Source organism: Candidatus Contubernalis alkalaceticus (assembly GCF_022558445.1).
In the GTDB taxonomy this organism is placed as follows: Bacteria; Bacillota; Dethiobacteria; order SKNC01; family SKNC01; genus Contubernalis; species Contubernalis alkaliaceticus.
On sequence record NZ_CP054699.1, the window covers coordinates 1,047,955 to 1,069,461 of the forward strand.

A 21,507-nucleotide genomic window follows, 5' to 3' on the forward strand; every position below is an offset into this window, starting at 1 on the left:
ACATGAATGCGGAGGGAAAAATAAAAGAGATTGTACAGGCTGAAGCACAGGATAACCGTATAACCTGTGGGAAAATGCATGAGCTGTCAAAAAAGCATGGGGTAAGCCTGGCAGAGCTGGGGAAGGCTGCAGATGAATTAAAAATTAAAATTGCCCAATGTGAACTGGGTTGTTTCTAAAGAGGTGAGAAGCCTTGTTTGAGGTGTTGACGGTTAAGGAAGCTTTAAATACCATAAAAGATGCCGTAAACAATTCAGCGGTTGAGAAAGATGATATAGCGCTTACACAGGCATTGGGCAGGGTAACGGCAGAGGATATAATCTCTACAACTGTGGTTCCTCACTTCAGTCGTTCCACCATGGACGGTTTTGCAGTAATAGCCCGGGATACTTTTGGGGCTTCAGAGGGAATGCCTGCTTTTTTGGAGGTTAAGGGTGAGGTCCTGATGGGCGGAACGCCCCCTGGGGATATTGCCTCTGGAGAGACTATGAAAATTTCCACTGGAGGCATGCTGCCGAATAGTGCAGACAGTGCATTGATGTTGGAGCATGCAGAAGAACTGGATGAAACTATGATAGCCGTATACCGTCCTGTAGCCCCGGGAGAAAATGTGATCCTCAAGGGAGAAGATTTAAAAGAGGGAGAAATAATCTTAAAGAAAAAGCATTTACTGAGGCCCCAAGACATAGGGGCGCTGGCTGCCGCCGGGGTGATGAAGGTCAATGTATACAAGGTCCCCAAGGTGGCTGTGATTTCTACCGGTGATGAACTAGTTTCGCCCCAAGAGGAACCCCTTCCCGGTCAGATTAGGGATATAAACAGCTGTGCTCTGGCCGCAGCCGCTCAGTCTGTGGGAGCCATTCCCTTAATGTACGGCATCGTAAAAGATGAAGCTTCTTATTTAATGAGAGCCATAGAAAGAGCTAGAAAAGAAGCTTCCCTTATTTTAATTTCCGGGGGAAGTTCTGTGGGTATCAGGGATGTTACCGCAAAGGTCATTGATGAACTGGGAAATCCCGGTGTGCTGGTACATGGAATTTCCATTCGTCCTGGAAAACCTACTATTTTTGGGATGGTAGGCTCAACACCCATCTTTGGACTTTCCGGTAACCCTGTTTCCGCTCTGGTTACCTTCGATTTATTTGTAACTCCGGTAATCTTGAAGCAGAAGGGCATGGCCTCTCGGGAACTAATACTGCCAAAAATTCCGGCAAAAATTAGCCGTAATATCCCATCTTCCCAGGGCCGGGAGGATTATATCCGGGTGAACCTGGAAACCGATGAAAAAGGGCAAACCTGGGCAGTTCCGGTATTTGGAAAGTCAGGCTTGATTACAACACTGGTGGAAGCCCAAGGCATGGTCCGTATCTCTCAGAATAAAGAAGGAATAGAAAAGGGTGAAGAGGTAGAAGTGGTCCTTTACTCCTAAATCAAATTAATTAGGGGGAATTAGGGATTGGTAGGAATTAGGGGTAATTAGGGTATATATAATTGGGAATTAGGGGGACACCATACTTAATTTTCACATAGTAAAAAGAATCACCTAACTTTGAAAATTAAGTATGGTGTCCCCCTAATTCCCCCTAATTCCCCCCCTAATTCTTAATTATCTAATTATTATGATTGTCGAAGGTTCGTTAGGGGGTAGTATTTGATGGTAAAAAGAAATATATACTTAGATAATGTGTCTTTAAAAGAGGCAGGTGATACATTTTTTCAAAGAATAGAGGAATTAAATATCAGCCTCGGGTGGGAAAAAGTGCCGGTGGAAAAGGCTTTGGACAGGGTTACGGCAGAACCGGTTTTTGCGGTGATTTCTTCACCACACTATCATGCCTCCGCCATGGACGGAGCTGCGGTAAAGGCGGCAGACACCTATGGGGCCATGGAGACATCTCCAAAACAGTTGAAGTTAAAAAAACAGTATGTCCCCATTGATACCGGCCATCCGCTGCCGCCGGGTTTTGATGCGGTGATTATGATTGAAGATATTCACGAAGTGGATGGGGAGACCATAGAGATCGCTGCCGCCGCAGCTCCCTGGCAGCATGTCCGGGCTATGGGAGAGGATATTGTGGCTACAGAGCTGATTGTGCCGGTCAATCATTATATTGGCCCTGAGGATATTGGGGCTATGCTGGCCGGGGGGATCTGGCAGGTTAAGGTAAGGAAAAAGCCGGTGGTTGCTATTATCCCCACGGGTTCTGAACTGGTGCAGCCAGGGAAAATTCCCCAGGCTGGGAAAATTATTGAATTTAATTCCCGTTTCTTTTCCGGATTGATTACCCGCTGGGGTGGGGAACCTAAGCCCCGGGATATTGTTAAGGACGAATATCAAGAGATAAAACAGGCTCTGCTGGAGGCGGTAAAGGAAAGCGATGTAGTTCTTATTAATGCCGGTTCCTCAGCCGGCTCCCGGGATTACACTGCTGCCATTGTTCAGGAGACAGGAGAGCTGTTAACCCACGGGGTGGCTATAAAACCGGGAAAACCTACGGTCATCGGGGTTGTTGAAGGCAAACCGGTTATTGGGCTTCCCGGTTATCCTGTAGCAGCGTTCTTCATACTGGATCTCCTGGTAAAACCCCTGGTGTACAAACTACAAAAGTTAGCGCCTCCCCGGCGCAGTATGGCGGAGGCGGTGATGTCCCGGCGGGTGGTATCCTCTTTTAAAGCAGAAGAATTTTTACGGGTAAAGCTGGGACAGGTGGGGGATAAACTTATGGCTACGCCGCTGCCCAGGGGTTCCGGGGTCATTACCTCCCTGGTCCAGGCTGATGGGTTTGTGCGTATACCACAGCTGAAAGAGGGCCTGGAGGTGGGAGAAGCTGTTTCGGTAGAACTGGTGAAAGACCTGTCAGGAATTAAGAATACCATTGTAAGTATTGGCAGTCATGATTTAACTCTGGATATCCTGGCCAATCTTCTCAGGCTTAACTATCCGGAAACCGGCCTGTCTTCGGCTCATGTGGGTAGTATGGGGGGGATTTTGGCTCTGCGCAGGGGGGATGCCCACCTGGCGGGCAGCCATCTCTTAGATGAGCACACCGGGGAGTACAACGTGCCATTTATTAAACGGATGCTGCCCAATATCAAGGTAGTCCTGGTCAACCTGGCCTATCGTCAGCAGGGGCTGTTCGTGCCTTCGGGTAATCCAAAAAACATAAATAAACTGGAAGACTTGGTACAGAAGGATGTTTCCTTTATAAACCGTCAGAGAGGAGCCGGAACCCGGCTTTTGTTAGATTATTATTTAAAACAGCTTAAGTTAAACCCGCAGGATATTAAGGGATATGATCGGGAGGAGTACAGCCATTTATCTGTGGCTGCAGCGGTGGCCTCAGGATCTGCCGATACGGGGCTGGGAGTTTTAGCTGCCTCCAGGGCTCTGGGGCTGGATTTCATCCCCTTGGCCAGGGAACGTTATGATATCATTATTCCTGAAGAATTTTTGGAAACTGAAAAAATACAAAGGCTTTTGGAGATGATTAATTCCCAGCAGTTTAAAGAGGAAGTCCAAAGGCTGGGGGGGTACGACCTGGGGGATTCTGGAAAAGAAATCTGGAGAAGCAGTTGAGCTGTTAAGCAGGGAGTAAATCATATAGAGGGCAGGTGGTTGTATGTTTGGTGCAGCGGTTTTGACCGCCAGTGATCGGGGTGCCCGGGGAGAGAGAGAAGACAAGAGCGGAAAGGTTATAGAAGAAATAGTTCAGAGACTAGGCGGTAAAGTAATGGAATCTGCTTTAGTTTCCGATGACCCGGAATCCATTAGGGAAAAGCTAATCTATTTTGCGGATCAGCTGAAAGCGGAGGTAATTTTGACTACCGGGGGAACGGGTTTGAGCCCCAGGGACAACACCCCGGAGGCTACCCTTTCGGTAATAGAAAAAGTAGTTCCCGGTTTGGCGGAGGCAATGCGGGCGGAAAGCCTAAAAAAAACGCCTCACGCTATGCTCTCCAGGGCGGTCTGTGGAGTGCGGGGGAGTTCATTGATTATTAACCTGCCCGGTAGTCCCAAGGCGGTAAGGGAGTGCCTGGAGGTTATTGAGCCGGCTCTTCCCCATGCTGTAGAACTTATAAAGGGCAGGGTTTCCGACTGCGCCCAGGGAGAACACAATGGACTAAAATAATGTTATTTAATTTATTTGCTTAGATGGTGCTGATTATTCAGTGAACCATCTTTTTTATTTAAAATGTTTTATTTTTGATTGTTAGCAAAGGTGTGCAAAAACCTGCAGAATACACAGGTAATAAGGGGTTTCCCACAGCAAAAAATAATATAATTAACTAATTTAATCCTGGTTACTAAAGGAATATTTATTTAAGAATAGGATATAATAATTTCTTGTTAGAGGAGGAATAAGTGAAATATTAGATAAATGAAGAAAAATCAACGAATAATGATATATTTGCCAATAATAAGAGATATTCGTCATTATGCCTTCATTTAGAGGGTTGCTTACAAAAAATAAATTGGTTAGTATTATTAGTGATTACTGTTAGCACTCACCTCAGACGAGTGCTAACAATATAAAAGAAAATAATAATGTAATATTTAAAGGAGGGTAATTAATGAATCTGAGACCATTAGGAGACAGAGTAATCATCAAGCTGGTGGAGGTAGAAGAAAAGACTGCCGGCGGTATTCTTCTGCCTGACAAAGCAAAGGAAAGGCCCACGGAAGCTGATATCGTGGCAGTGGGAACCGGTAGGATACTGAATGACGGGCAGAAAGTCCCCATTGATGTAAAAGTAGGAGACCGAATTGTGATCAATAAGTATGCCGGCACAGAATTTAAGGTAGATGATACAGAATACTTAATTATAAGAGAAGATGATATTCTGGCTGTAAAAGAGTAAGAGAGTAAAGAAAGTTTCATTTATTATTTTTTAAGAATTTAGAAATCAAAGTACCAAAATAGGGAGGTATAATTAATGGCAAAAGATATTTTGTTCAGCGAAGAAGCCCGCAAATCCTTAGAAAAAGGTGTAAACAAGCTGGCTGATACGGTAAAAGTTACTCTAGGGCCAAAAGGCCGTAACGTTGTTTTAGATAAGAAATTCGGTTCTCCGCAGATTACCAATGACGGGGTTACCATCGCTCGGGAAATTGAATTAGATGATGCTTTTGAAAATATGGGAGCTCAGTTGGTAAAAGAAGTAGCAAATCAAACTCAGGATATAGCTGGTGACGGCACTACTACAGCTACCCTGTTAGCTCAAGCTATTATTCGGGAAGGAATCCGCAATGTTGCTGCCGGTGCTAACCCCATGATTTTGAAAAAGGGTATTGAAAAAGCGGTAAAAGTAGCTGTAGAAGAAATTAAAGCTAGTTCAACTCCTGTAGAAACTACCGAAGCTATTTCCCAGGTAGCCTCCATTTCTGCCGCTGATGAAGAAATTGGCAAAATGATTGCTGAAGCCATGGATAAAGTAGGTAAAGACGGTGTTATTACTGTGGAAGAGTCCAGAGGTTTTACCATGGAAATGAACGTAGTGGAAGGAATGCAGTTTGACCGGGGTTACATATCCCCTTATATGGTGACGGACACTGATAAAATGGAAGCCATTCTAGATGAACCTTATATTCTCTTAACTGACAAAAAGGTTTCCAATATTCATGATGTTCTGCCCCTGCTGGAAAAGATCGTGCAGCAGGGCAAGTCATTAATGTTGATTGCTGAAGATGTAGATGGTGAAGCCCTGGCAACCCTGGTTGTTAATAAGCTTCGAGGAACCTTTACCTGCGTGGCTGTGAAAGCCCCTGGTTTTGGAGACCGCAGGAAGGCTATGCTGCAGGACATTGCTATTTTAACCGGCGGCCAGGTAATTTCTGAAGATCTGGGGCTGGACTTTAAAAATGTTGAAATAGATATGTTGGGTAGTGCTCGTCAGGTGAGAATCTCTAAGGAAGAAACCGTTCTGGTTGATGGTGCTGGAGATCCTGCCGATATTGAAAAGAGAATACAGCAGATGAGGATTCAAATGGAGGATACTACCTCTGAGTTTGACAAAGAAAAAATTCAAGAGAGATTGGCTAAGCTGGCCGGCGGAGTAGCTGTTTTGGAAGTAGGAGCTGCTACGGAAACTGAAATGAAAGAGAAAAAGCTTCGGGTTGAAGATGCTCTGTCTGCAACTCGGGCAGCAGTAGAAGAAGGGATCGTCTCCGGTGGTGGAGTAGCCTTTCTGATTCCCTTGAAAGCTCTGGATAACTTACTGGAAAACACCGAAGGGGATGAAGCTACTGGAATAGCTCTGATTCGCCGTTCCTTAGAGGAGCCGGTGCGTCAGATTGCTGAAAATGCTGGTGTTGAAGGTTCTATCGTAGTAGAAAAGATTAAGAACTCTGAGCCGGGCATTGGATACAACGCAGTGAAAAACATTTACGAAAATATGTTGGAGGCTGGAATTGTTGACCCGGCCAAGGTTACCCGGTCTGCTCTGCAGAATGCAGCCAGCATCGCAGCCTTGTTCTTGACTACCGAAGCAGTAGTTGCTGATGCCCCTGATGAAGATGGCGGAGGCATGGGAATGCCCGGTGGAATGGGTGGCATGGGCGGCGGCATGCCAATGATGTAGTTTAGAAATTAATAAATTATGACCAATTTTTCTTATCTGTAACTAAAGGTGATAGGGATGGGAGAATTGGCAGAAACGAAAAGCAAAAACACAAAAAGAGAGAACCGAAAACGGTTCTCTCTTTTTGTTGTTTACTTTTTATTTTTTCTAATACTGTTTTAGCTTAGAGCTTTAGGTCTTAAAGGTTAATCTTAGGCAGATTGGCCAGAGATTTTTTAATGGCCTCCTCCGGGTACTCATAATCTGTCAGCTTACCCGCCAGATAGTCGTCGTAAGCGGTTAGATCAAAATGCCCGTGTCCGCTGAGGTTAAAGAGAATGGTTTTTTGCTCTCCACTTTCTTTGCATTCCAGGGCTACATCAATGGCTCCCCTGATGGCATGGGCAGACTCCGGTGCCGGCAGGATGCCTTCACTGCGGGTGAACAGCATGGCAGCTTCAAAAACTCCCAATTGGTTCAAAGCTCGGGCTTCCGCCAGGTTGTCTTTTACCAGCTGACTTACCAGGGGAGAATCTCCGTGGTATCTCAGTCCGCCTGCATGAAATCCAGGAGGCACAAAATCATGTCCCAGGGTATACATCATAGATAGAGGGGTGAGCTTAGCAATGTCTCCGTAATCATATGTAAACTCTCCCCGGGTGAGGGTAGGGCACGCTGAAGGTTCAACGGCAATTACCTGAATATCTTTTCCGTTTATTTTATCGTAGAGGAAGGGGAAGGCGATGCCGCCGAAGTTGCTGCCCCCGCCGCAGCAGGCTACAATAACATCGGGATATTCCTGTACCTTGGCCAGTTGGGCCTTAGCTTCCAATCCAATAATGCTCTGGTGAAGCAGAACATGGTTCAGCACGCTTCCCAGGGCATAGTTGGTGTCTTCCCTGGTGGCCGCGTCTTCTACCGCTTCACTGATGGCGATCCCCAAACTGCCCATAGAGTCCGGATCATCCTTAAGAACTTGTCTTCCGGAATTTGTTTGGTCACTGGGGCTGGCAATTACATTGGAGCCCCAGGTTTCTATGAGTGAACGCCGGTAGGGTTTTTGATGGTAACTCACTTTAACCATATACACTGTGCATTCCAGTCCGAATAGGCTGCAGGCCAAACTCAGAGCGCTTCCCCACTGTCCTGCTCCGGTTTCTGTGGCCAGCCGCTTAATGCCGGAAATTTTATTGTAATAAGCTTGGGCAATGGCTGTATTGGGTTTATGGCTTCCCGCCGGGCTTACCCCCTCATTTTTGTAGTAGATTTTTGCTGGAGTTTGAAGGGCTTTTTCCAGGTTATAAGCCCGATGCAGGGGAGAGGGCCTCCACAGCTTATAGATATTGAGAACTTCATCGGGTATGTCAATCCAACGTTCGGTAGAAACTTCCTGCATAATTAAGGGCATCGGAAAAATCGCGGAAAGGTCATCTGGAGTGAGTGGTTTTTGTGTCTGTGGATTAAGGGAGGGCTTTAACGGGTTAGGCAGGTCTGCCTGGATATTATACCACTGCTTGGGTATGTCTTGCTCGTCCAGCAGAATTTTATAAGGAATCATATTCTTCCTCCTTTTATATTTTTTAACTAATCATAATTTATCTTAACAGTTATAAAATGTCAAGTTCAAAGGCTGTATTATATGTATTTCCCTCAAATATCGGGGTTTTAATCTTTTGTGTAGTTAATTACTTGACTTAAGAAGGAAATTATTAAAGAGTGTCAAAATATAAGGAGTATATTTCTTATTTTTGATAATGGGAGGGAAAATGGTGAAAGAAATCTCTATTCACGCCAGGGCAGGACAGGGGGCCATTACACTAGCAGCATTATTGGGGACGGCGGTTTTCCTGGAAGGAGGATATGCCCTTGTATTTCCCCATTTCGGTGCAGCGCGGATGGGCGCTCCTATGAATAGTTTCGTTAGAATAAGTGGGCAGCAGATCAGGGTGAGAAGTCAGGTTTATGAACCTGATTACATAATGGTGGTGGATGCTTCTCTGATGCGGGGGTTTAATGTGTTTCAAGGAATGCAGGAGGGGGGAGTTGCCTATATTAACCGGCAGTCTCAAGATGGTATATCGGTTCCCCATGGAGTAAAGGTGTATGATATACCAGCTGATGAGCTTTCTTTGAAAATTTTTAACAGGCCAATGGGGAATACAGTGCTTTTGGGAGCTTTTTCTGCCGGCACGGGAGAAGTATCCCTGGATAGCCTGGAAAAAGCTGTGGAAGATAAGTTTCCTGAAAAAATAGTGCAGTTGAATGTAGAGGCCTTTAGGGCGGGCTATGAATATTTTAAGGAAAAGTTTGCGTAAAATATTGTTTTAATCCAATACTTTTTTAAAAGCAGAAAAAGAAATTTTGGCTGTGTCTGTCAGTTAATGGAGTTAGAACTCCCCCGTTAGGTATTATTTTTTGAGGAAGGAGAAAGCCCATGCTTGTAAAAATCACATCCAAGCCTGGAACTACCAGGGAAATCGAGACCGGGTCCTGGCGAATGGGTTTAAAACCCAAGTTTTTGCAGAAAAATTGTAATGCCTGCAGCCTTTGTGCTTTATTGTGTCCGGAAGGTGTAATCACCGGTAGAATGAAAAAGACTTTTCAAACGGATTATCGGTATTGTAAGGGGTGCGGTATATGTGCAGAGGAATGTCCTGAAAAGGATATTCTAATGGTGAAGGAGGAGGAAGAAGCGTGAAGTATTTTTTGGAAGGTTCTATCGCTGTAGCTGAAGCGGTAAGGTTGTGTAAACCTGGAGTTATTTCAGCTTATCCCATTACTCCCCAGACCCATATTGTTGAGAAACTGGCGGATTTCATGGCAAACGGTCAGTTAGAATCTCAGTTTGTAAATGTGGAGAGCGAACATTCTGCCGCTTCAGTAGTGCTGGGATCCCTGGCTGCGGAAGTCAGGTCTTATACGGCCAGCAGTTCTCAAGGCCTGCTGTTGATGTCAGAGGTTTTGTACAATATTGCCGGACTTCGGCTGCCCCTGGTAATAACCTGTGCCAATCGTGCGGTTTCAGCCCCTCTGAGTATTTGGAACGATCAGCAAGATTCCGAAGCCCTAAGGGATGCAGGCGTGATTCAGCTCTATGTAGAAAATATTCAGGAGGCGGTAGACTATCATCTCTTTGCATTTCGATTGGCAGAGGACCCCAGGGTGCTGCTGCCGGTTATGGTTTGCATGGATGGTTTTGTGCTCACCCACGCCTATGAAGCGGTGGATATTCCGGAATCGGAAAGAGTAGATGTTTTTTTGCCGGAGTTCAAATTGCAGGACAAACTGGATGTTTCCGAACCCATCAGCATTGGAACAGTATTGGATCCCCGATTTTATATGGAGACCCGGTATGCGATCCAGGAGACCATGAGGGAAGCACAGATTATTATGAAAGAGATGAAACAGGAATTTGAAAAGGCCTTTGAACGGGAACTGCATGTCTTTTTTGAACCTTACTTAATGGAGGATGCAAAGAAAGTAATTATTTCCAGAGGCTCTGTAGCAGGCACTGTTAAGGATGTTGTAGACGAGATGCGGAAAGAGGGAGAAAAAGTTGGAGCTCTAAAAGTAATATCTTACCGTCCCTTCCCTGCGGATAAACTGTATGAAGCTTTAAAGGACATTCCTGAGGTGGCAGTTTTAGATCGGGCTATTTCTCTGGGAGGTTATGGTCCTATGTATACTCAATTTAAGGCCTTGTTCCAGGGCAAGGAAAAGAACCCTAAAGTCAGTGGTTTTATCGGAGGTCTAGGGCAGAGGGATATCACCAAAAACGATATCCGTAAGATATATGAGAAGCTGGGCGAAGAAGAGGTTTCCTGTCAGTTTATCAATTTGAATCAGGAGTATTTGATGCAGGCCCGAAGGTATACGTAAATGATAATATCCAGTAATGCCTTAAAAGACATATAACCATAAGACAGGGGAACTGTCCTACTGTCTTGATTTGAAAGAGGGGTGAGTATGTAGTGAAGGATAATGGTTTAATGGCTCCTGGTGACGCTTTGTGTGCCGGATGTGGGCAGGCGACTGCCGCCAGGATTGTAGTGGATACGGCAGGTCCTAACACTATATTAGTCAACGCTACAGGATGCCTGGAGGTTTCTACCTCGTTATTTCCAACTTCCTCATGGGAGGTTCCCTGGATTCATTCACTTTTTGAAAACACGGCTGCAGTAGCGGCAGGGGTTGAGGCTGCTTTAAAATATCAAGACAAGTTGGGTGAAGTAAAGGTTATTGCCCAGGCCGGGGATGGCGGCACTGCGGATATCGGACTGCAGGCTCTTTCAGGCATGTGGGAGAGAGGCCACGATGTGCTCTATGTATGTTATGATAACTCCGCATATATGAATACCGGGGTTCAAAGAAGCAGTCTGACACCTTTTGGTGCTTCTACCAGCACCAGTCCATCGGGATCCCATTCCGGAGGTAATCCTTTCCGGGAGAAAAATATGCTGAAAATTGCAGCGGCCCATCATATACCCTATGCTGCTTCTGCTTCCGTCGGGTATCCCAGGGATTTGCGGAGAAAGGTCAAGAAAGCATTATCAATAAAAGGACCTAAATACCTTCATGTGTTAGTTCCATGCCCCTTAGGATGGCGGCATGAAACCAGGCTGACTATTAAATTAGGAAAGTTGGCGGTTGAAACAGGGTTGTTTCCCATGGTGGAATATGAATATGGAGAAATAACAGCTGTTTATAAAATAAAGGAAATTGCAGAAGTAGAGGAATATTTAAAACCCCAGGGCAGGTTTGCTCATCTGTTTGATGATTCGGAAAAATCCCTAAATCAGCTTGAAAGAATAAGGGATTTAGCTAAATATAATATAAACTATTACGGTCTTTTGAAGGAATAATTATGGAAAGAGTAGTATGATAGTACATGGCATAATGCAGTTTTTTTTATAATTCCTGGACATAATAGAAAAAGTGCTGCTGTTTCTAAAATGATGAGCTAAGAAGGTTAGTTTACAGGGCATTTGAGGAGGTTCATATTTGCTTGGCAAAGTATATGGTTTTGGAGCACTGAACGTGGATTTGATTTTTCAAATTCCTAAAGATACAGCTGAAAAGCTGCCTTATCAGCCGGGATGTGAATATGTTGAAGGGCCTTCTGAAGCAGCTGTACTGCTGAAGTTGTTATCAAATCAGGGGATTTTAAAGGGTAGGTACGGGGGAGGGTCCGCGGCAAACACCACAGTAGCTCTGTCCCGTTTGGGGGTTTCTTGCGGTTTTATTGGCAGGGTAGGAGAAGATCCTGAGGGAGATTTTTTGCTGGAAAGCCTGGAGGATGTAGATAAAGGGAATATTGTCAAAGGGGGCAGAAGCGGCCTGTGTATTACTCTTCTTTTGGGGGATAGCAAGGATCGTTCTCTGGTAATCTGTCCCAATGCCAACGACCAGATGGATTATAATGACCTTACTGTAAATGAGATAAATGAAGAAGCTGCCTGTATACATCTAACCTCCTTTCATGGGGATAAGCCTTTTGAAGCTCAGTGCAGGTTAATTGAACAGCTGCCCCCCGGGGTCAAGGTAAGTTTTGACCCCGGTATGTTTTATGCCCGCAGGGGAATGGACTCTTTAGAACCCTTGATAAGCCGGGCTAATTACTTTTTTCCGGAAAAAAAAGAAGTGGAGCTTTTGACCGGCCGCCCCTGGAGGGAAGGTGCCAGTGAACTGCTGAAAATGGGACCGGAGGTTATTTTATGTACCCTGGGGGAGGCAGGAGTTTTTGTCCTTCATTCTTCCGGGGAATTTACTGTACCTGCTCTAAAAGTGCCGGTGGTGGACACTACCGGAGCCGGGGATGTCTTTGCCGCCGGATTTACTGCTGCTCGATTAGAGGGGAACAGTCTAAGGGACAGTGTAAAACGGGGAATTTATTGGGCCGGTCGTAGTGTTACCGGTATGGGCAGGGAAAAATATCCTTTGAAGCTTTAAGCCTATCAGAAGAATTGGGCAGTGGGAAAACTACCCTCAAGGGTACTCAAGGGTAGGGGGTCAGGCCTTCTGGCACTTTGGATGGATAGAAGTGAAGTGTTATCAGAAGAACCATCCCCTTGACAATTTATAACGGGAGTGTGAACAGTGGATACGTTTAAGTTAGGCTGGTTTTCTACCGGAAGGGACCAGGCAGCCAGGGACCTTCTGCAGGTGGTGTTAAAGGACATAGAAAAGGGGAACATCCCCCACTCTGAGATTTCTTTTGTTTTCTGCAGCCGGGAAGAGGGGGAGTCTGTGGAAAGTGACAGATTTATTCAACAGGTTCGGGAAAATCATATTCCTCTGATATGTTTTTCCTCCCAGAGATTCAAGCCGGAGTTAAGAAAAAAGGGTCTGGAATTGGAACAGCAGGGGGATATAAGCAAGATTTGGGAATGGCGCCGCCTCTATGATGGGGAAGTAACAGAGTTAATAAGAAATTTTCCGGCAAACCTGGTTGTTTTGGCGGGGTATATGCTGGTGGTAGGTGAAGAAATGTGCAGGGAATATCCCATGGTGAATCTCCATCCGGCCCGCCCCGGAGGCCCCAAAGGTTCTTGGCAGGAGGTTGTGTGGGAACTTATGCTGAAAAGGTCAGAAGAAACCGGGGTCATGATGCACCTTGTTACGCCGGTTCTGGATGAAGGCCCTCCGGTGACTTACTGTCTTTTTGATATTAAAGGGCCAAATTTTGATTCAGGTTGGAGGGAACTTGAAAAACGGGAACAGCAGTGCCCTGGGCTTTTACGAGGGGGAGGGGTGAAGGCAGCTAAAGATTTTGCGCTGTTCCATGAGATTAGAAAACAGGGCCTGATCAGGGAGTTCCCCCTGATCAGTTATACGGTGAAAGTTTTTGCTGAGGGAAGAGTACGGGTCCAGGGGGAGAAAATTCTTGATTCCCAGGGCATGGAGCTTTCCCAAGGCTGCAATCTGACTAAAATGATTGACGGTACGATAAAAAAAGCTTAGAATACCAAAGTGATGAAAACAGATAAAATAACAGCCATTAGTAATGTTTTTTGGTTATCAATGGATCAGAAATAAAGGAGGAAAAACGTGAAGAAGCTGATTGCTTTTGACCTGGAGGGACCCCTATCCCCCATGGACCATGCCTTTGATTCTATGGCCCTGGTGGAGGAGGGAGACAAGATATTTTCTGTCTTAAGCCGGTATGATGACCTGTTGGCTCTGGAGGGCAAGGAGGGTTATGAGCCGGGGGATACTCTTTCCCTAATTATTCCCTTTCTCCTGTTTCACCGCATCAAGGAGGATGACCTTCGGGAGGTTTCCTCCCGGGCAGGGCTGGTAAAGGGTGCTGGAGAGCTCATTGGGAATTTAAAAGAGACGGGCTGGAAGGTTCATATTATCTCCACGTCTTATCAGCAGCATGCCCACAGCATTGCCAGCAGACTAAATGTTCCTGTCTTTCAAGAGGGCGAGCAGAGAGTTTTCTGTACAGAGCTATCCCTGGATGACAGTTACCAGCGCCTGGGCAAAGAGGATTTTTCTTTGATGGAAGGGGTGGAGAATTATATACTGGACAACCTCTATACAGAAAACCTGGAATCTGGGGAGAAGGATCAGGAGATGAAAGCTTACCTGGATTCATTTTTCTGGGAGCAGCTTAAGGGAACTCGCCTGGGGGAAATTTTTTCAAAGGTTCGGGTTATGGGCGGTCGTAGAAAGATGCGCTCAGTAGAAATAATATTACATCGTCATGGTGTTTTCCTTGAAAATATGGCCGTGGTGGGTGACAGTATAACCGATTTTCAGATGCTTAAGGCAGTGGAGGCCGGAGGTGGATTTGCTGTGGTTTTTAACGGAAACGCTTATGCTCTGTCTTATGGAACCTGTTCTCTGGCCACAACAGATATGCGAAACCTGCAGTATCTTTTGGATCTCTGGGTTCAAGGGGGCCGGGAAAAGGTAAGGAAGCAGGTAAAATTAAGGGAAGGTAATAAAAAAGAACCTTTTTACCACTGGTTGGTGGGAATGGAGATGTCAGATATTGAAGAGATTGTTGAGGTCCATAAAGTTACCAGAAGTGTAGTGAGGGGCCGGGCAGCCAAACTGGGCTAGTTTACCCCCAAAAGATTGGTTGGAGTGGTATTATGGAGTTGGTATTTTTATATTTCTCATCTATGTTCATTGGTTTTTCAGGGGCCTTAGTTCCAGGGCCTCTGTTGTCGGTTAATGTGCGGGAGACCCTGAAGAGAGGAATTTCTGCCGGGCCGCTGTTGATTTCTGGACATGCCCTTCTGGAGTTGGGGATCACCCTGGCCCTGGTTTTTGGCCTCAGCGTATTTTTAGTCAGCCCCGTGGTCAGCGGAACCTTTGGGCTTTTGGGCGCAGTGGTGCTGGTATGGATGGGTTATGGTATGCTCCGGGAAGCCCGTCAAAAAAACCTGGAGTTGGAAATGGGGGGGGAAGAAAAGGGGTCTGCCCTGGGTCCGGTTGCCACCGGTGCACTGGTAAGTCTCTTAAACCCTTACTTTACTCTATGGTGGGGTACGGTAGGAGCAGGATATGTGGTTATTTCCCTTCAATATGGGATGGCTGGTATCATTTTCTTTTATCTGGGCCACATCTCGGCGGATTTTATCTGGTATACACTGGTATCCTGGCTCCTGGTGAGAGGAAGCAGTAAGTTTTCACCTAACCTATACCGGGCAATTACCGGTGTCTGTGGGATTTTTTTAATGGCTATGGCGATTTATTTTTTTTACTCCGGATTAACTTTTTTTTAATTCTTTAACGATGGCCCCTAAAAATAAACTTATTTTGTTATAATATCATTGTTAACAGGGGTTAATAAGGATAAAATAGAATAGTAATACCTGTCTTAAAAAATAATCATTTTTTACCGAAAAATAGTTTATTGTGGAAAGGGATGAGGGTTCATTGTCTGAAGAGAAAGTGATAATTCTGGACTTCGGTGCCCAGTATACCCAGTTGATTGCCCGAAGAATCAGAGAGGAAAATGTTTACTGTGAAATACTTCCTTTCAATGCTTCGATGGAGGAAATCCTGGCGATGAAACCTGGAGCACTGGTCTTTTCTGGGGGATCAGGAAGTGTATATGAGGAAGGGGCTCCTTTCTGCCATAAGGAAATGTTTGATTTAGACCTGCCTATGTTGGGAATATGTTATGGGATGCAGCTGATGGCAAAAGTCCTGGGAGGAGAAGTAACTCCGGCCCAGCGGTCAGAGTTTGGGAAAACTCGGCTGACTTTGATAAATGAAGATATTCTTTTCCAGGATGTGCCCCGGGAAATGATCTGCTGGATGAGCCACGGTGATTATGTTACGGCTCCTCCGCCGGGGTATGGGGTTACCGCCACCACAGAGAATTCACCGGTAGCGGCTATGAGCAGCCCTGATCTGAAGAGATATGCCGTCCAGTTCCATCCGGAGGTGGTGCATACTCAGCATGGAAAAGAAATAATACAAAACTTTCTGTTTAAAGTATGTGGGTTTAAAGGGACCTGGAATATGGAATCCTTTGTGAAGCGATCTATTGAAGAAATTAGAAAAACTGTAGGGCCTGATGAAAAAGTGGTGTGCGGCCTTAGCGGAGGAGTGGACTCTTCTGTGGCGGCGGTCCTGGTGCATAAAGCCATTGGTGATAGACTAGAATGTATTTTTGTTGATCACGGGCTGCTGCGCAAGGATGAGGCTTCAGAAGTGATGAAGACATTTGCGGACAAGTTTCATATGAATGTAACTCTGGTAAATGCTCAAGAGAGATTTTTGTCCAAGCTAAAAGGGGTTACTGACCCGGAAGAAAAAAGAAAGATAATTGGAAATGAATTTATTTATGTGTTTGAAGATGAGGCGGCAAAACTTGGGCAAATAGATTATCTGGTGCAGGGCACTCTCTATCCTGATGTAATTGAGAGCGGCACCGCCACGGCGGCGGTAATTAAGTCCCACCACAACGTGGGGGGGCTGCCGGAGAACATGCGGTTAAAGCTTATTGAGCCTTTGGATCAGCTTTTCAAGGATGAGGTGCGGTTGGTAGCCCAGGAATTGGAAATGCCCCGGGAGATTACCTGGCGGCAGCCTTTCCCCGGACCTGGATTGGGGGTAAGATGCCTGGGAGAAGTAAACGAAGAGAAGCTTCAGGTTCTTCGGGAAGCTGATGCCATTGTCCGGGAGGAAGTGGCCAAGGCGGGACTGGATAAGGAAATCTGGCAGTATTTTGCAGTACTTCCCAACGTCAGAAGCGTTGGGGTTATGGGGGATAAACGTACTTACAGCCACACGGTGGCCATGAGAGCGGTGCATAGTCATGACGGTATGACTGCGGACTGGGTAAGGATTCCCTATGAAGTGCTGGAGAGGATTTCCAGCCGTATTGTAAATGAAATTCCCCTGGCAAATCGTTTTGTTTATGACATGACGGCAAAACCGCCGTCTACTATCGAATGGGAATAATGGAGGTGTAAAAATGGAAAAAGCATTGGTAAGTATAGTTATGGGAAGTGATTCGGACCTTCCGGTTATGAAAGAAAGTGCGCAGGTTTTGGAAGAACTGGGGATTGGTTTTGAAATGTTGATATCTTCTGCTCATCGAGTCCCTGAAAAAACCGCCGATTATGCAAAGGAGGCTGCAGATCGGGGAATCGAAGTCATTATTGCCGGCGCAGGCGGGGCGGCACACCTCCCTGGGGTGATTGCGGCCATGACTCCTCTACCGGTTATAGGGGTTCCTGTTAATACATTCTCCCTGGGGGGAGTTGATTCCCTCTACTCTATTGTGCAGATGCCTGCTGGAATTCCGGTGGCCACGGTGGCCATTGATGGGGCAAGGAATGCAGGTATATTAGCGGCTCAAATCTTGGGCAATAAATACCCCGAGGTCAGGGAAAATGTAGTTAAATTTAAGAAGGATCTGGCAGGTAAGGTGAATAAAAAGGCTGAGCTGTTACATGAACTGGGCTACAAAGATTATCTAAAAAAATTTTCTAGCAAATCTTAAACACCAAGAAGGCATCCAATTAATACCCGATAGAGAGGACGACATGAAATGATAGAACGCTATACGCGTCCCGAAATGGGCAAAATCTGGACTCTGGAAAATAAATTTAAAAAATGGCTGGAGATAGAAGTATTGGCTTGTGAGGCCTGGGCCCGTTTGGGGGTAATCCCGGAGGAGTCGGCCCGGTTGATTCGGGATAAAGCTGGTTTTTCCGTGGACAGGATTTTGGAGATTGAACAGGTTACCCGACACGATGTGGTAGCCTTTACCAGGGCTGTGGCAGAGACTTTAGGGGAAGAATCAAAATATGTTCATTACGGGCTTACCTCCTCGGATGTGGTGGACACAGCCATGTGTGCATTAATGAAAGAAGCGGCAGAGTTAATCATTGAAGATATTGAAGAGTTTATTGGAGTATTAAAGGTAAAAGCCCTACAATATAAAGATATGGTAATGGTGGGGCGCACCCACGGAGTTCATGCTGAACCTACTACCTTTGGGTTGAAGCTGGCCCTTTGGTATGCGGAGATGCAGAGAAATCTAACCAGAATGAAACAGGCTAAAAAAATCATCAGCGTGGGGAAATTGTCCGGTGCCGTAGGAACTTACGCCCATATAGACCCCTTTGTGGAAGAATATATTTGCGGAAAGATGGGACTGGAACCTGCCCCCATCTCTACGCAGATTATACAGAGGGATCGACATGGGGAGTATTTGACGGTATTGGCAGTAATCGGCGGCACTCTGGACAAAATAGCTACAGAAATCAGGGGACTTCAAAAGTCTGAAACCCGGGAAGTGGAAGAACCCTTCTATAAGGGACAAACCGGTTCTTCTGCCATGCCCCATAAAAGAAATCCGGTGTCCTGTGAACAGGTTACGGGCCTCTGCCGGATTGTACGAAGCAATGCCTTGACTGCTCTGGAGAATATAGCTCTCTGGCACGAAAGGGATATATCCCACTCCTCTGCAGAAAGGGTAATTGTGCCTGACAGTACCATACTGATTGACTATCTATTGAAACAGATGACCCGTGTTATTCGAGACCTTCATGTATATCCGGAAAATATGAAGAGAAACATGGAGAGGACCTATGGGTTGATTTATTCTCAGAGGGTGCTTTTGAAACTGGTGGAAAAAGGGCTGCTTCGGGAAAGGGCCTATGAAATAGTGCAGTCTAAAGCTATGGAAGCTTGGGAAAAAGGAGTTTCCTTCCGCACTCTTTTGGAAGAGGTGGCGGAGGTTCAAAAATATCTAACTACCGGGGAATTAGATGCTTGTTTTGACCCCTTAGAACAGCTGAAGAGGGTAGATTTAATTTTTCAGCGTTTACATTTAGCATAATAGATTTCCCCTTTAGTATGTCCAACTACTAAAGGAGCCTTTGGGATGAAGTTCATAGGCAAAGAGGTAAAAGTCAGAAGAAATCCATTAGGGATGGAGAGGTGCGGTAGGATGCAAGATGGGACTTTAGAGGTAGGCTGTGACAAATTCAAGGAGGAATGTGGGGTCTTTGGAATTTATGCCCCGGGACATAATGTAGCCCAGATTACCCACTATGCACTCTATGCGCTGCAGCACCGTGGGCAGGAAAGTGCCGGTATAGCAGTTTCCAATGGCGGCAAGATGGATATTGAGAAGGGCATGGGACTGGTTTCTGAAGTTTTAAACGGACAGAAGACCCGGAGGCTCACCGGTCATATGGCAGTAGGCCATGTTCGCTATTCCACCATGGGTTCCAGTTCCCTGGTAAACGCCCAGCCCTTGATGATACGGTACAGTAAGGGCTGCCTGGCCATTAGCCATAATGGAAACCTGGTAAACGGCCGGGAGATTAGGGACAATCTTGGAGAGGGGGGCGCTATTTTTCAAACCACCACGGACAGTGAAATTGTAGCCCACCTGATTGCCCGCCTGGGGGGGGATATTGTAGAAGATACTATATCCCAGGCTCTAGCTCATCTGGAGGGAGCCTTTACCTTTGTTATAATGACCGAGGATAAGCTTATTGGGGCAAGGGACCCCCATGGGATCAGGCCCCTTTCTCTAGGGCTTTTGGACGGTTGTTATGTCCTGGCCTCGGAGACCTGTGCTTTTGATACCATAGGAGCAGAATTCATCCGGGATATAGACCCTGGGGAGATGGTGGTCATTGATAATCAGGGCCTGCATACCAGGAGGTTTGCTCCGGAAAAGCCTTTGGCACTTTGTATATTTGAGTTTATCTATTTTGCCCGTCCGGACAGCAATATTCATGGTCAGAATGTGCACCTGGTCAGAAGAGAGTTGGGTAAGCAGTTAGCCAGGGAATATCCCGTTGAAGCAGATATTGTTACCGGGGTGCCTGATTCCAGTATTTCTGCCGCTTCCGGGGTTGCCGAGGAGATGGGTCTGCCCTACGAGATGGGACTTATTAAAAACCGGTATATTGGGAGGACTTTTATACAACCAAGCCAGGAAATTCGGGATTTGGGAGTAAAGCTAAAGCTGAACGCTGTAAAAAAAGTAGTCAAGGGAAAAAGGATTGTTCTGGTTGATGATTCCATTGTGCGGGGAACAACCTCTAAGCAGATTGTTCAGATGTTGAGAAAAGCCGGAGCTACAGAGGTGCATGTGAGAATCAGTTCACCACCGGTGATTTCTCCCTGCTTCTATGGAATAGATACCTCCTCCACCAAGGAACTGTTGGGGGCCTTTAAAACTGTAGAGGAAATTAAAAACATTATTAAAGCGGACTCTCTAGGTTATCTGAGCATTGAAGGTTTAGTTTCTTCTGTGGGACTATCCAGGGACAGTTTTTGTAAGGCCTGCTTTGACAAGGAATATATTGTCCAGCCAACCAGTGGGTTAAAGAAAAAACTATTTGAGACAACAAAAAGGTGATGCTATTGAAAGATGAAATGAGTTATAAAAAAGCAGGAGTAGATATCGATGCTGCCAATCTGGCGGTGGAAAAAATAAAGGGTTTGGTAAATAAGACCTTTCGGGATGAAGTTCTTACGGACATCGGTGGTTTTGGAGGATTATTTGCCCTGAATGTGGAAAAATATAAAGAACCGGTGCTGGTATCCGGCACAGACGGGGTGGGAACCAAATTAAAAATTGCTTTTTTGATGGATTCACACCAGACTGTGGGAATTGATTTGGTGGCCATGTGCGTAAATGATATAGCTGTCTTAGGGGCTGAGCCCCTGTTTTTTCTTGACTACCTGGCAGTAGGTAAGCTAAAGCCGGAAAAAGTATCCCATATTGTAGAGGGAATTGCCAATGGCTGCCGTCAGGCAGGCTGTGCCTTGATAGGCGGGGAAACCGCAGAGATGCCGGGTTTTTATGCTCCGGGAGAATATGATCTGGCTGGTTTTGCCGTAGGGGTAGTAGATAAAGGAAAAATTATTAATGGCAGCAGTATTAGTGTCGGGGACAAAATTATCGGTGTTGCCTCATCAGGGGTGCACAGCAATGGCTACTCCCTGGTAAGAAAGGTGCTGATAGAGGGAAAAGAAAGCCGTTTACAAGATTTCAACCCTTCTTTGGGATGCACTCTGGGGGAAGAGCTTTTAAAGCCCACCATAATATACACCGGATTAGTCCTGGAACTCTTGAAAAAGCATACCATTAATGGAATGATTCACGTTACTGGGGGAGGTTTTTATGAAAACATACCCCGGGTACTGCCCCCGGGAACCGGAGCGGAAATCCGCAGCCAGTGGAGTATCCCCCCTATATTTTCCCTGATTCGAGAAGAAGGGGATATCAGTTATCGGGAAATGTTTAGGACCTTTAATATGGGAATCGGTTTTATTTTGGTTGTGCCTTCAGGAGACGAGCAGGACATCCTACAGGTGATTTCCCGGTGTGGTCATAAGGGATGGACACTGGGTGAGGTAGTCTCCGGGGAAGGTGTGGAGATATTTAACTATAAATAAGTCTGCATTCTAATTTGAAGCAGCAATTTTCATTAAAAGGAAGGTGGTAAT

20 protein-coding genes are annotated in these 21,507 nt (G+C 45.8%); 19 read left to right on the top strand and 1 reads right to left on the bottom strand.

Annotated elements, in window-relative coordinates:
- The first annotated feature begins 2 nt into the window (after positions 1 to 2).
- From HUE98_RS04970 to groL, 6 genes are all read left to right on the top strand, one after another.
- Entirely contained in the window at positions 3 to 179 is a 177-nt protein-coding gene (locus tag HUE98_RS04970) for a hypothetical protein (protein WP_241422759.1), read from the top strand.
- A 23-nt stretch (positions 180 to 202) separates the two neighbouring features.
- Positions 203 to 1,429: a molybdopterin molybdotransferase MoeA gene (locus HUE98_RS04975; RefSeq protein WP_241423504.1), complete on the top strand. Its 1,227-nt coding sequence runs from the start codon at positions 203 to 205 to the stop codon at positions 1,427 to 1,429.
- Between the two features lie 225 nt (positions 1,430 to 1,654).
- Positions 1,655 to 3,577, top strand: a complete 1,923-nt coding sequence (locus HUE98_RS04980; RefSeq protein WP_241422760.1) for a molybdopterin biosynthesis protein — start codon at positions 1,655 to 1,657, stop codon at positions 3,575 to 3,577.
- A 43-nt stretch (positions 3,578 to 3,620) separates the two neighbouring features.
- On the top strand, positions 3,621 to 4,130 hold the full coding sequence (locus HUE98_RS04985) for a MogA/MoaB family molybdenum cofactor biosynthesis protein (RefSeq protein ID WP_241422761.1): 510 nt from the start codon (positions 3,621 to 3,623) through the stop codon (positions 4,128 to 4,130).
- 442 nt (positions 4,131 to 4,572) lie between these two features.
- A complete protein-coding gene (groES, locus tag HUE98_RS04990; protein ID WP_241422762.1) occupies positions 4,573 to 4,860 on the top strand; it encodes a co-chaperone GroES in 288 nt (95 codons plus the stop codon).
- A gap of 75 nt (positions 4,861 to 4,935) precedes the next feature.
- Complete coding sequence (groL, locus tag HUE98_RS04995) at positions 4,936 to 6,579, top strand: chaperonin GroEL (RefSeq protein ID WP_241422763.1); 1,644 nt, start codon at positions 4,936 to 4,938, stop codon at positions 6,577 to 6,579.
- Between the two features lie 178 nt (positions 6,580 to 6,757).
- Here the strand turns inward: groL and HUE98_RS05000 are convergent, their stop codons facing one another.
- On the bottom strand, positions 6,758 to 8,116 hold the full coding sequence (locus HUE98_RS05000; RefSeq protein WP_241422764.1) for a TrpB-like pyridoxal phosphate-dependent enzyme: 1,359 nt from the start codon (positions 8,114 to 8,116) through the stop codon (positions 6,758 to 6,760).
- Between the two features lie 208 nt (positions 8,117 to 8,324).
- Here HUE98_RS05000 and HUE98_RS05005 point away from each other — a divergent pair, with 208 nt between their 5' ends.
- From HUE98_RS05005 to purM, 13 genes are all read left to right on the top strand, one after another.
- On the top strand, positions 8,325 to 8,873 hold the full coding sequence (locus tag HUE98_RS05005; protein ID WP_241422765.1) for a 2-oxoacid:acceptor oxidoreductase family protein: 549 nt from the start codon (positions 8,325 to 8,327) through the stop codon (positions 8,871 to 8,873).
- 119 nt (positions 8,874 to 8,992) lie between these two features.
- Entirely contained in the window at positions 8,993 to 9,256 is a 264-nt protein-coding gene (locus HUE98_RS05010; RefSeq protein WP_241422766.1) for a 4Fe-4S binding protein, read from the top strand.
- On the top strand, positions 9,253 to 10,437 hold the full coding sequence (gene porA / locus HUE98_RS05015; RefSeq protein ID WP_241422767.1) for a pyruvate ferredoxin oxidoreductase: 1,185 nt from the start codon (positions 9,253 to 9,255) through the stop codon (positions 10,435 to 10,437). Before HUE98_RS05010 ends, porA begins: the two co-directional genes overlap by 4 nt.
- A gap of 92 nt (positions 10,438 to 10,529) precedes the next feature.
- A complete protein-coding gene (locus HUE98_RS05020; RefSeq protein ID WP_241422768.1) occupies positions 10,530 to 11,420 on the top strand; it encodes a thiamine pyrophosphate-dependent enzyme in 891 nt (296 codons plus the stop codon).
- A gap of 139 nt (positions 11,421 to 11,559) precedes the next feature.
- Complete coding sequence (locus tag HUE98_RS05025; RefSeq protein WP_277623707.1) at positions 11,560 to 12,507, top strand: carbohydrate kinase family protein; 948 nt, start codon at positions 11,560 to 11,562, stop codon at positions 12,505 to 12,507.
- A gap of 147 nt (positions 12,508 to 12,654) precedes the next feature.
- Positions 12,655 to 13,518: a formyltransferase family protein gene (locus HUE98_RS05030; protein ID WP_241422769.1), complete on the top strand. Its 864-nt coding sequence runs from the start codon at positions 12,655 to 12,657 to the stop codon at positions 13,516 to 13,518.
- 87 nt (positions 13,519 to 13,605) lie between these two features.
- A complete protein-coding gene (locus tag HUE98_RS05035) occupies positions 13,606 to 14,628 on the top strand; it encodes a hypothetical protein (RefSeq protein WP_241422770.1) in 1,023 nt (340 codons plus the stop codon).
- 32 nt (positions 14,629 to 14,660) lie between these two features.
- Positions 14,661 to 15,296, top strand: coding sequence for a LysE family transporter (locus HUE98_RS05040; RefSeq protein WP_241422771.1), 636 nt, complete (start codon positions 14,661 to 14,663; stop codon positions 15,294 to 15,296).
- Between the two features lie 154 nt (positions 15,297 to 15,450).
- The gene (gene guaA, locus HUE98_RS05045) at positions 15,451 to 16,986 is read left to right on the top strand and encodes a glutamine-hydrolyzing GMP synthase (RefSeq protein WP_241422772.1); all 1,536 of its coding nucleotides are present in this window, start codon (positions 15,451 to 15,453) and stop codon (positions 16,984 to 16,986) included.
- A gap of 13 nt (positions 16,987 to 16,999) precedes the next feature.
- Positions 17,000 to 17,530 carry a 5-(carboxyamino)imidazole ribonucleotide mutase gene (purE, locus tag HUE98_RS05050; protein ID WP_241422773.1) on the top strand — a complete coding sequence of 177 codons (531 nt, stop codon included), beginning with the start codon at positions 17,000 to 17,002 and terminating at the stop codon, positions 17,528 to 17,530.
- Positions 17,531 to 17,578: 48 nt separating this feature from the next.
- Positions 17,579 to 18,874 carry an adenylosuccinate lyase gene (purB, locus tag HUE98_RS05055; RefSeq protein WP_241422774.1) on the top strand — a complete coding sequence of 432 codons (1,296 nt, stop codon included), beginning with the start codon at positions 17,579 to 17,581 and terminating at the stop codon, positions 18,872 to 18,874.
- Positions 18,875 to 18,919: 45 nt separating this feature from the next.
- On the top strand, positions 18,920 to 20,413 hold the full coding sequence (gene purF, locus HUE98_RS05060; protein WP_320415661.1) for an amidophosphoribosyltransferase: 1,494 nt from the start codon (positions 18,920 to 18,922) through the stop codon (positions 20,411 to 20,413).
- 17 nt (positions 20,414 to 20,430) lie between these two features.
- Positions 20,431 to 21,456, top strand: coding sequence for a phosphoribosylformylglycinamidine cyclo-ligase (purM, locus tag HUE98_RS05065; RefSeq protein ID WP_407080302.1), 1,026 nt, complete (start codon positions 20,431 to 20,433; stop codon positions 21,454 to 21,456).
- Positions 21,457 to 21,507 lie beyond the last annotated feature (51 nt).

Coding starts and splice junctions, on each gene's coding strand:
- HUE98_RS04970 (WP_241422759.1), top strand. CDS start 3: ATGAATGCGGAGGGAAAAATAAAAGAGATTGTACAGGCTGAAGCACAG.
- HUE98_RS04980 (WP_241422760.1), top strand. CDS start 1,655: ATGGTAAAAAGAAATATATACTTAGATAATGTGTCTTTAAAAGAGGCA.
- HUE98_RS04985 (WP_241422761.1), top strand. CDS start 3,621: ATGTTTGGTGCAGCGGTTTTGACCGCCAGTGATCGGGGTGCCCGGGGA.
- groES (WP_241422762.1), top strand. CDS start 4,573: ATGAATCTGAGACCATTAGGAGACAGAGTAATCATCAAGCTGGTGGAG.
- groL (WP_241422763.1), top strand. CDS start 4,936: ATGGCAAAAGATATTTTGTTCAGCGAAGAAGCCCGCAAATCCTTAGAA.
- HUE98_RS05000 (WP_241422764.1), bottom strand. CDS start 8,116: ATGATTCCTTATAAAATTCTGCTGGACGAGCAAGACATACCCAAGCAG.
- HUE98_RS05005 (WP_241422765.1), top strand. CDS start 8,325: ATGGTGAAAGAAATCTCTATTCACGCCAGGGCAGGACAGGGGGCCATT.
- HUE98_RS05010 (WP_241422766.1), top strand. CDS start 8,993: ATGCTTGTAAAAATCACATCCAAGCCTGGAACTACCAGGGAAATCGAG.
- HUE98_RS05040 (WP_241422771.1), top strand. CDS start 14,661: ATGGAGTTGGTATTTTTATATTTCTCATCTATGTTCATTGGTTTTTCA.
- purE (WP_241422773.1), top strand. CDS start 17,000: ATGGAAAAAGCATTGGTAAGTATAGTTATGGGAAGTGATTCGGACCTT.
- purB (WP_241422774.1), top strand. CDS start 17,579: ATGATAGAACGCTATACGCGTCCCGAAATGGGCAAAATCTGGACTCTG.
- purF (WP_320415661.1), top strand. CDS start 18,920: ATGAAGTTCATAGGCAAAGAGGTAAAAGTCAGAAGAAATCCATTAGGG.
- purM (WP_407080302.1), top strand. CDS start 20,431: ATGAGTTATAAAAAAGCAGGAGTAGATATCGATGCTGCCAATCTGGCG.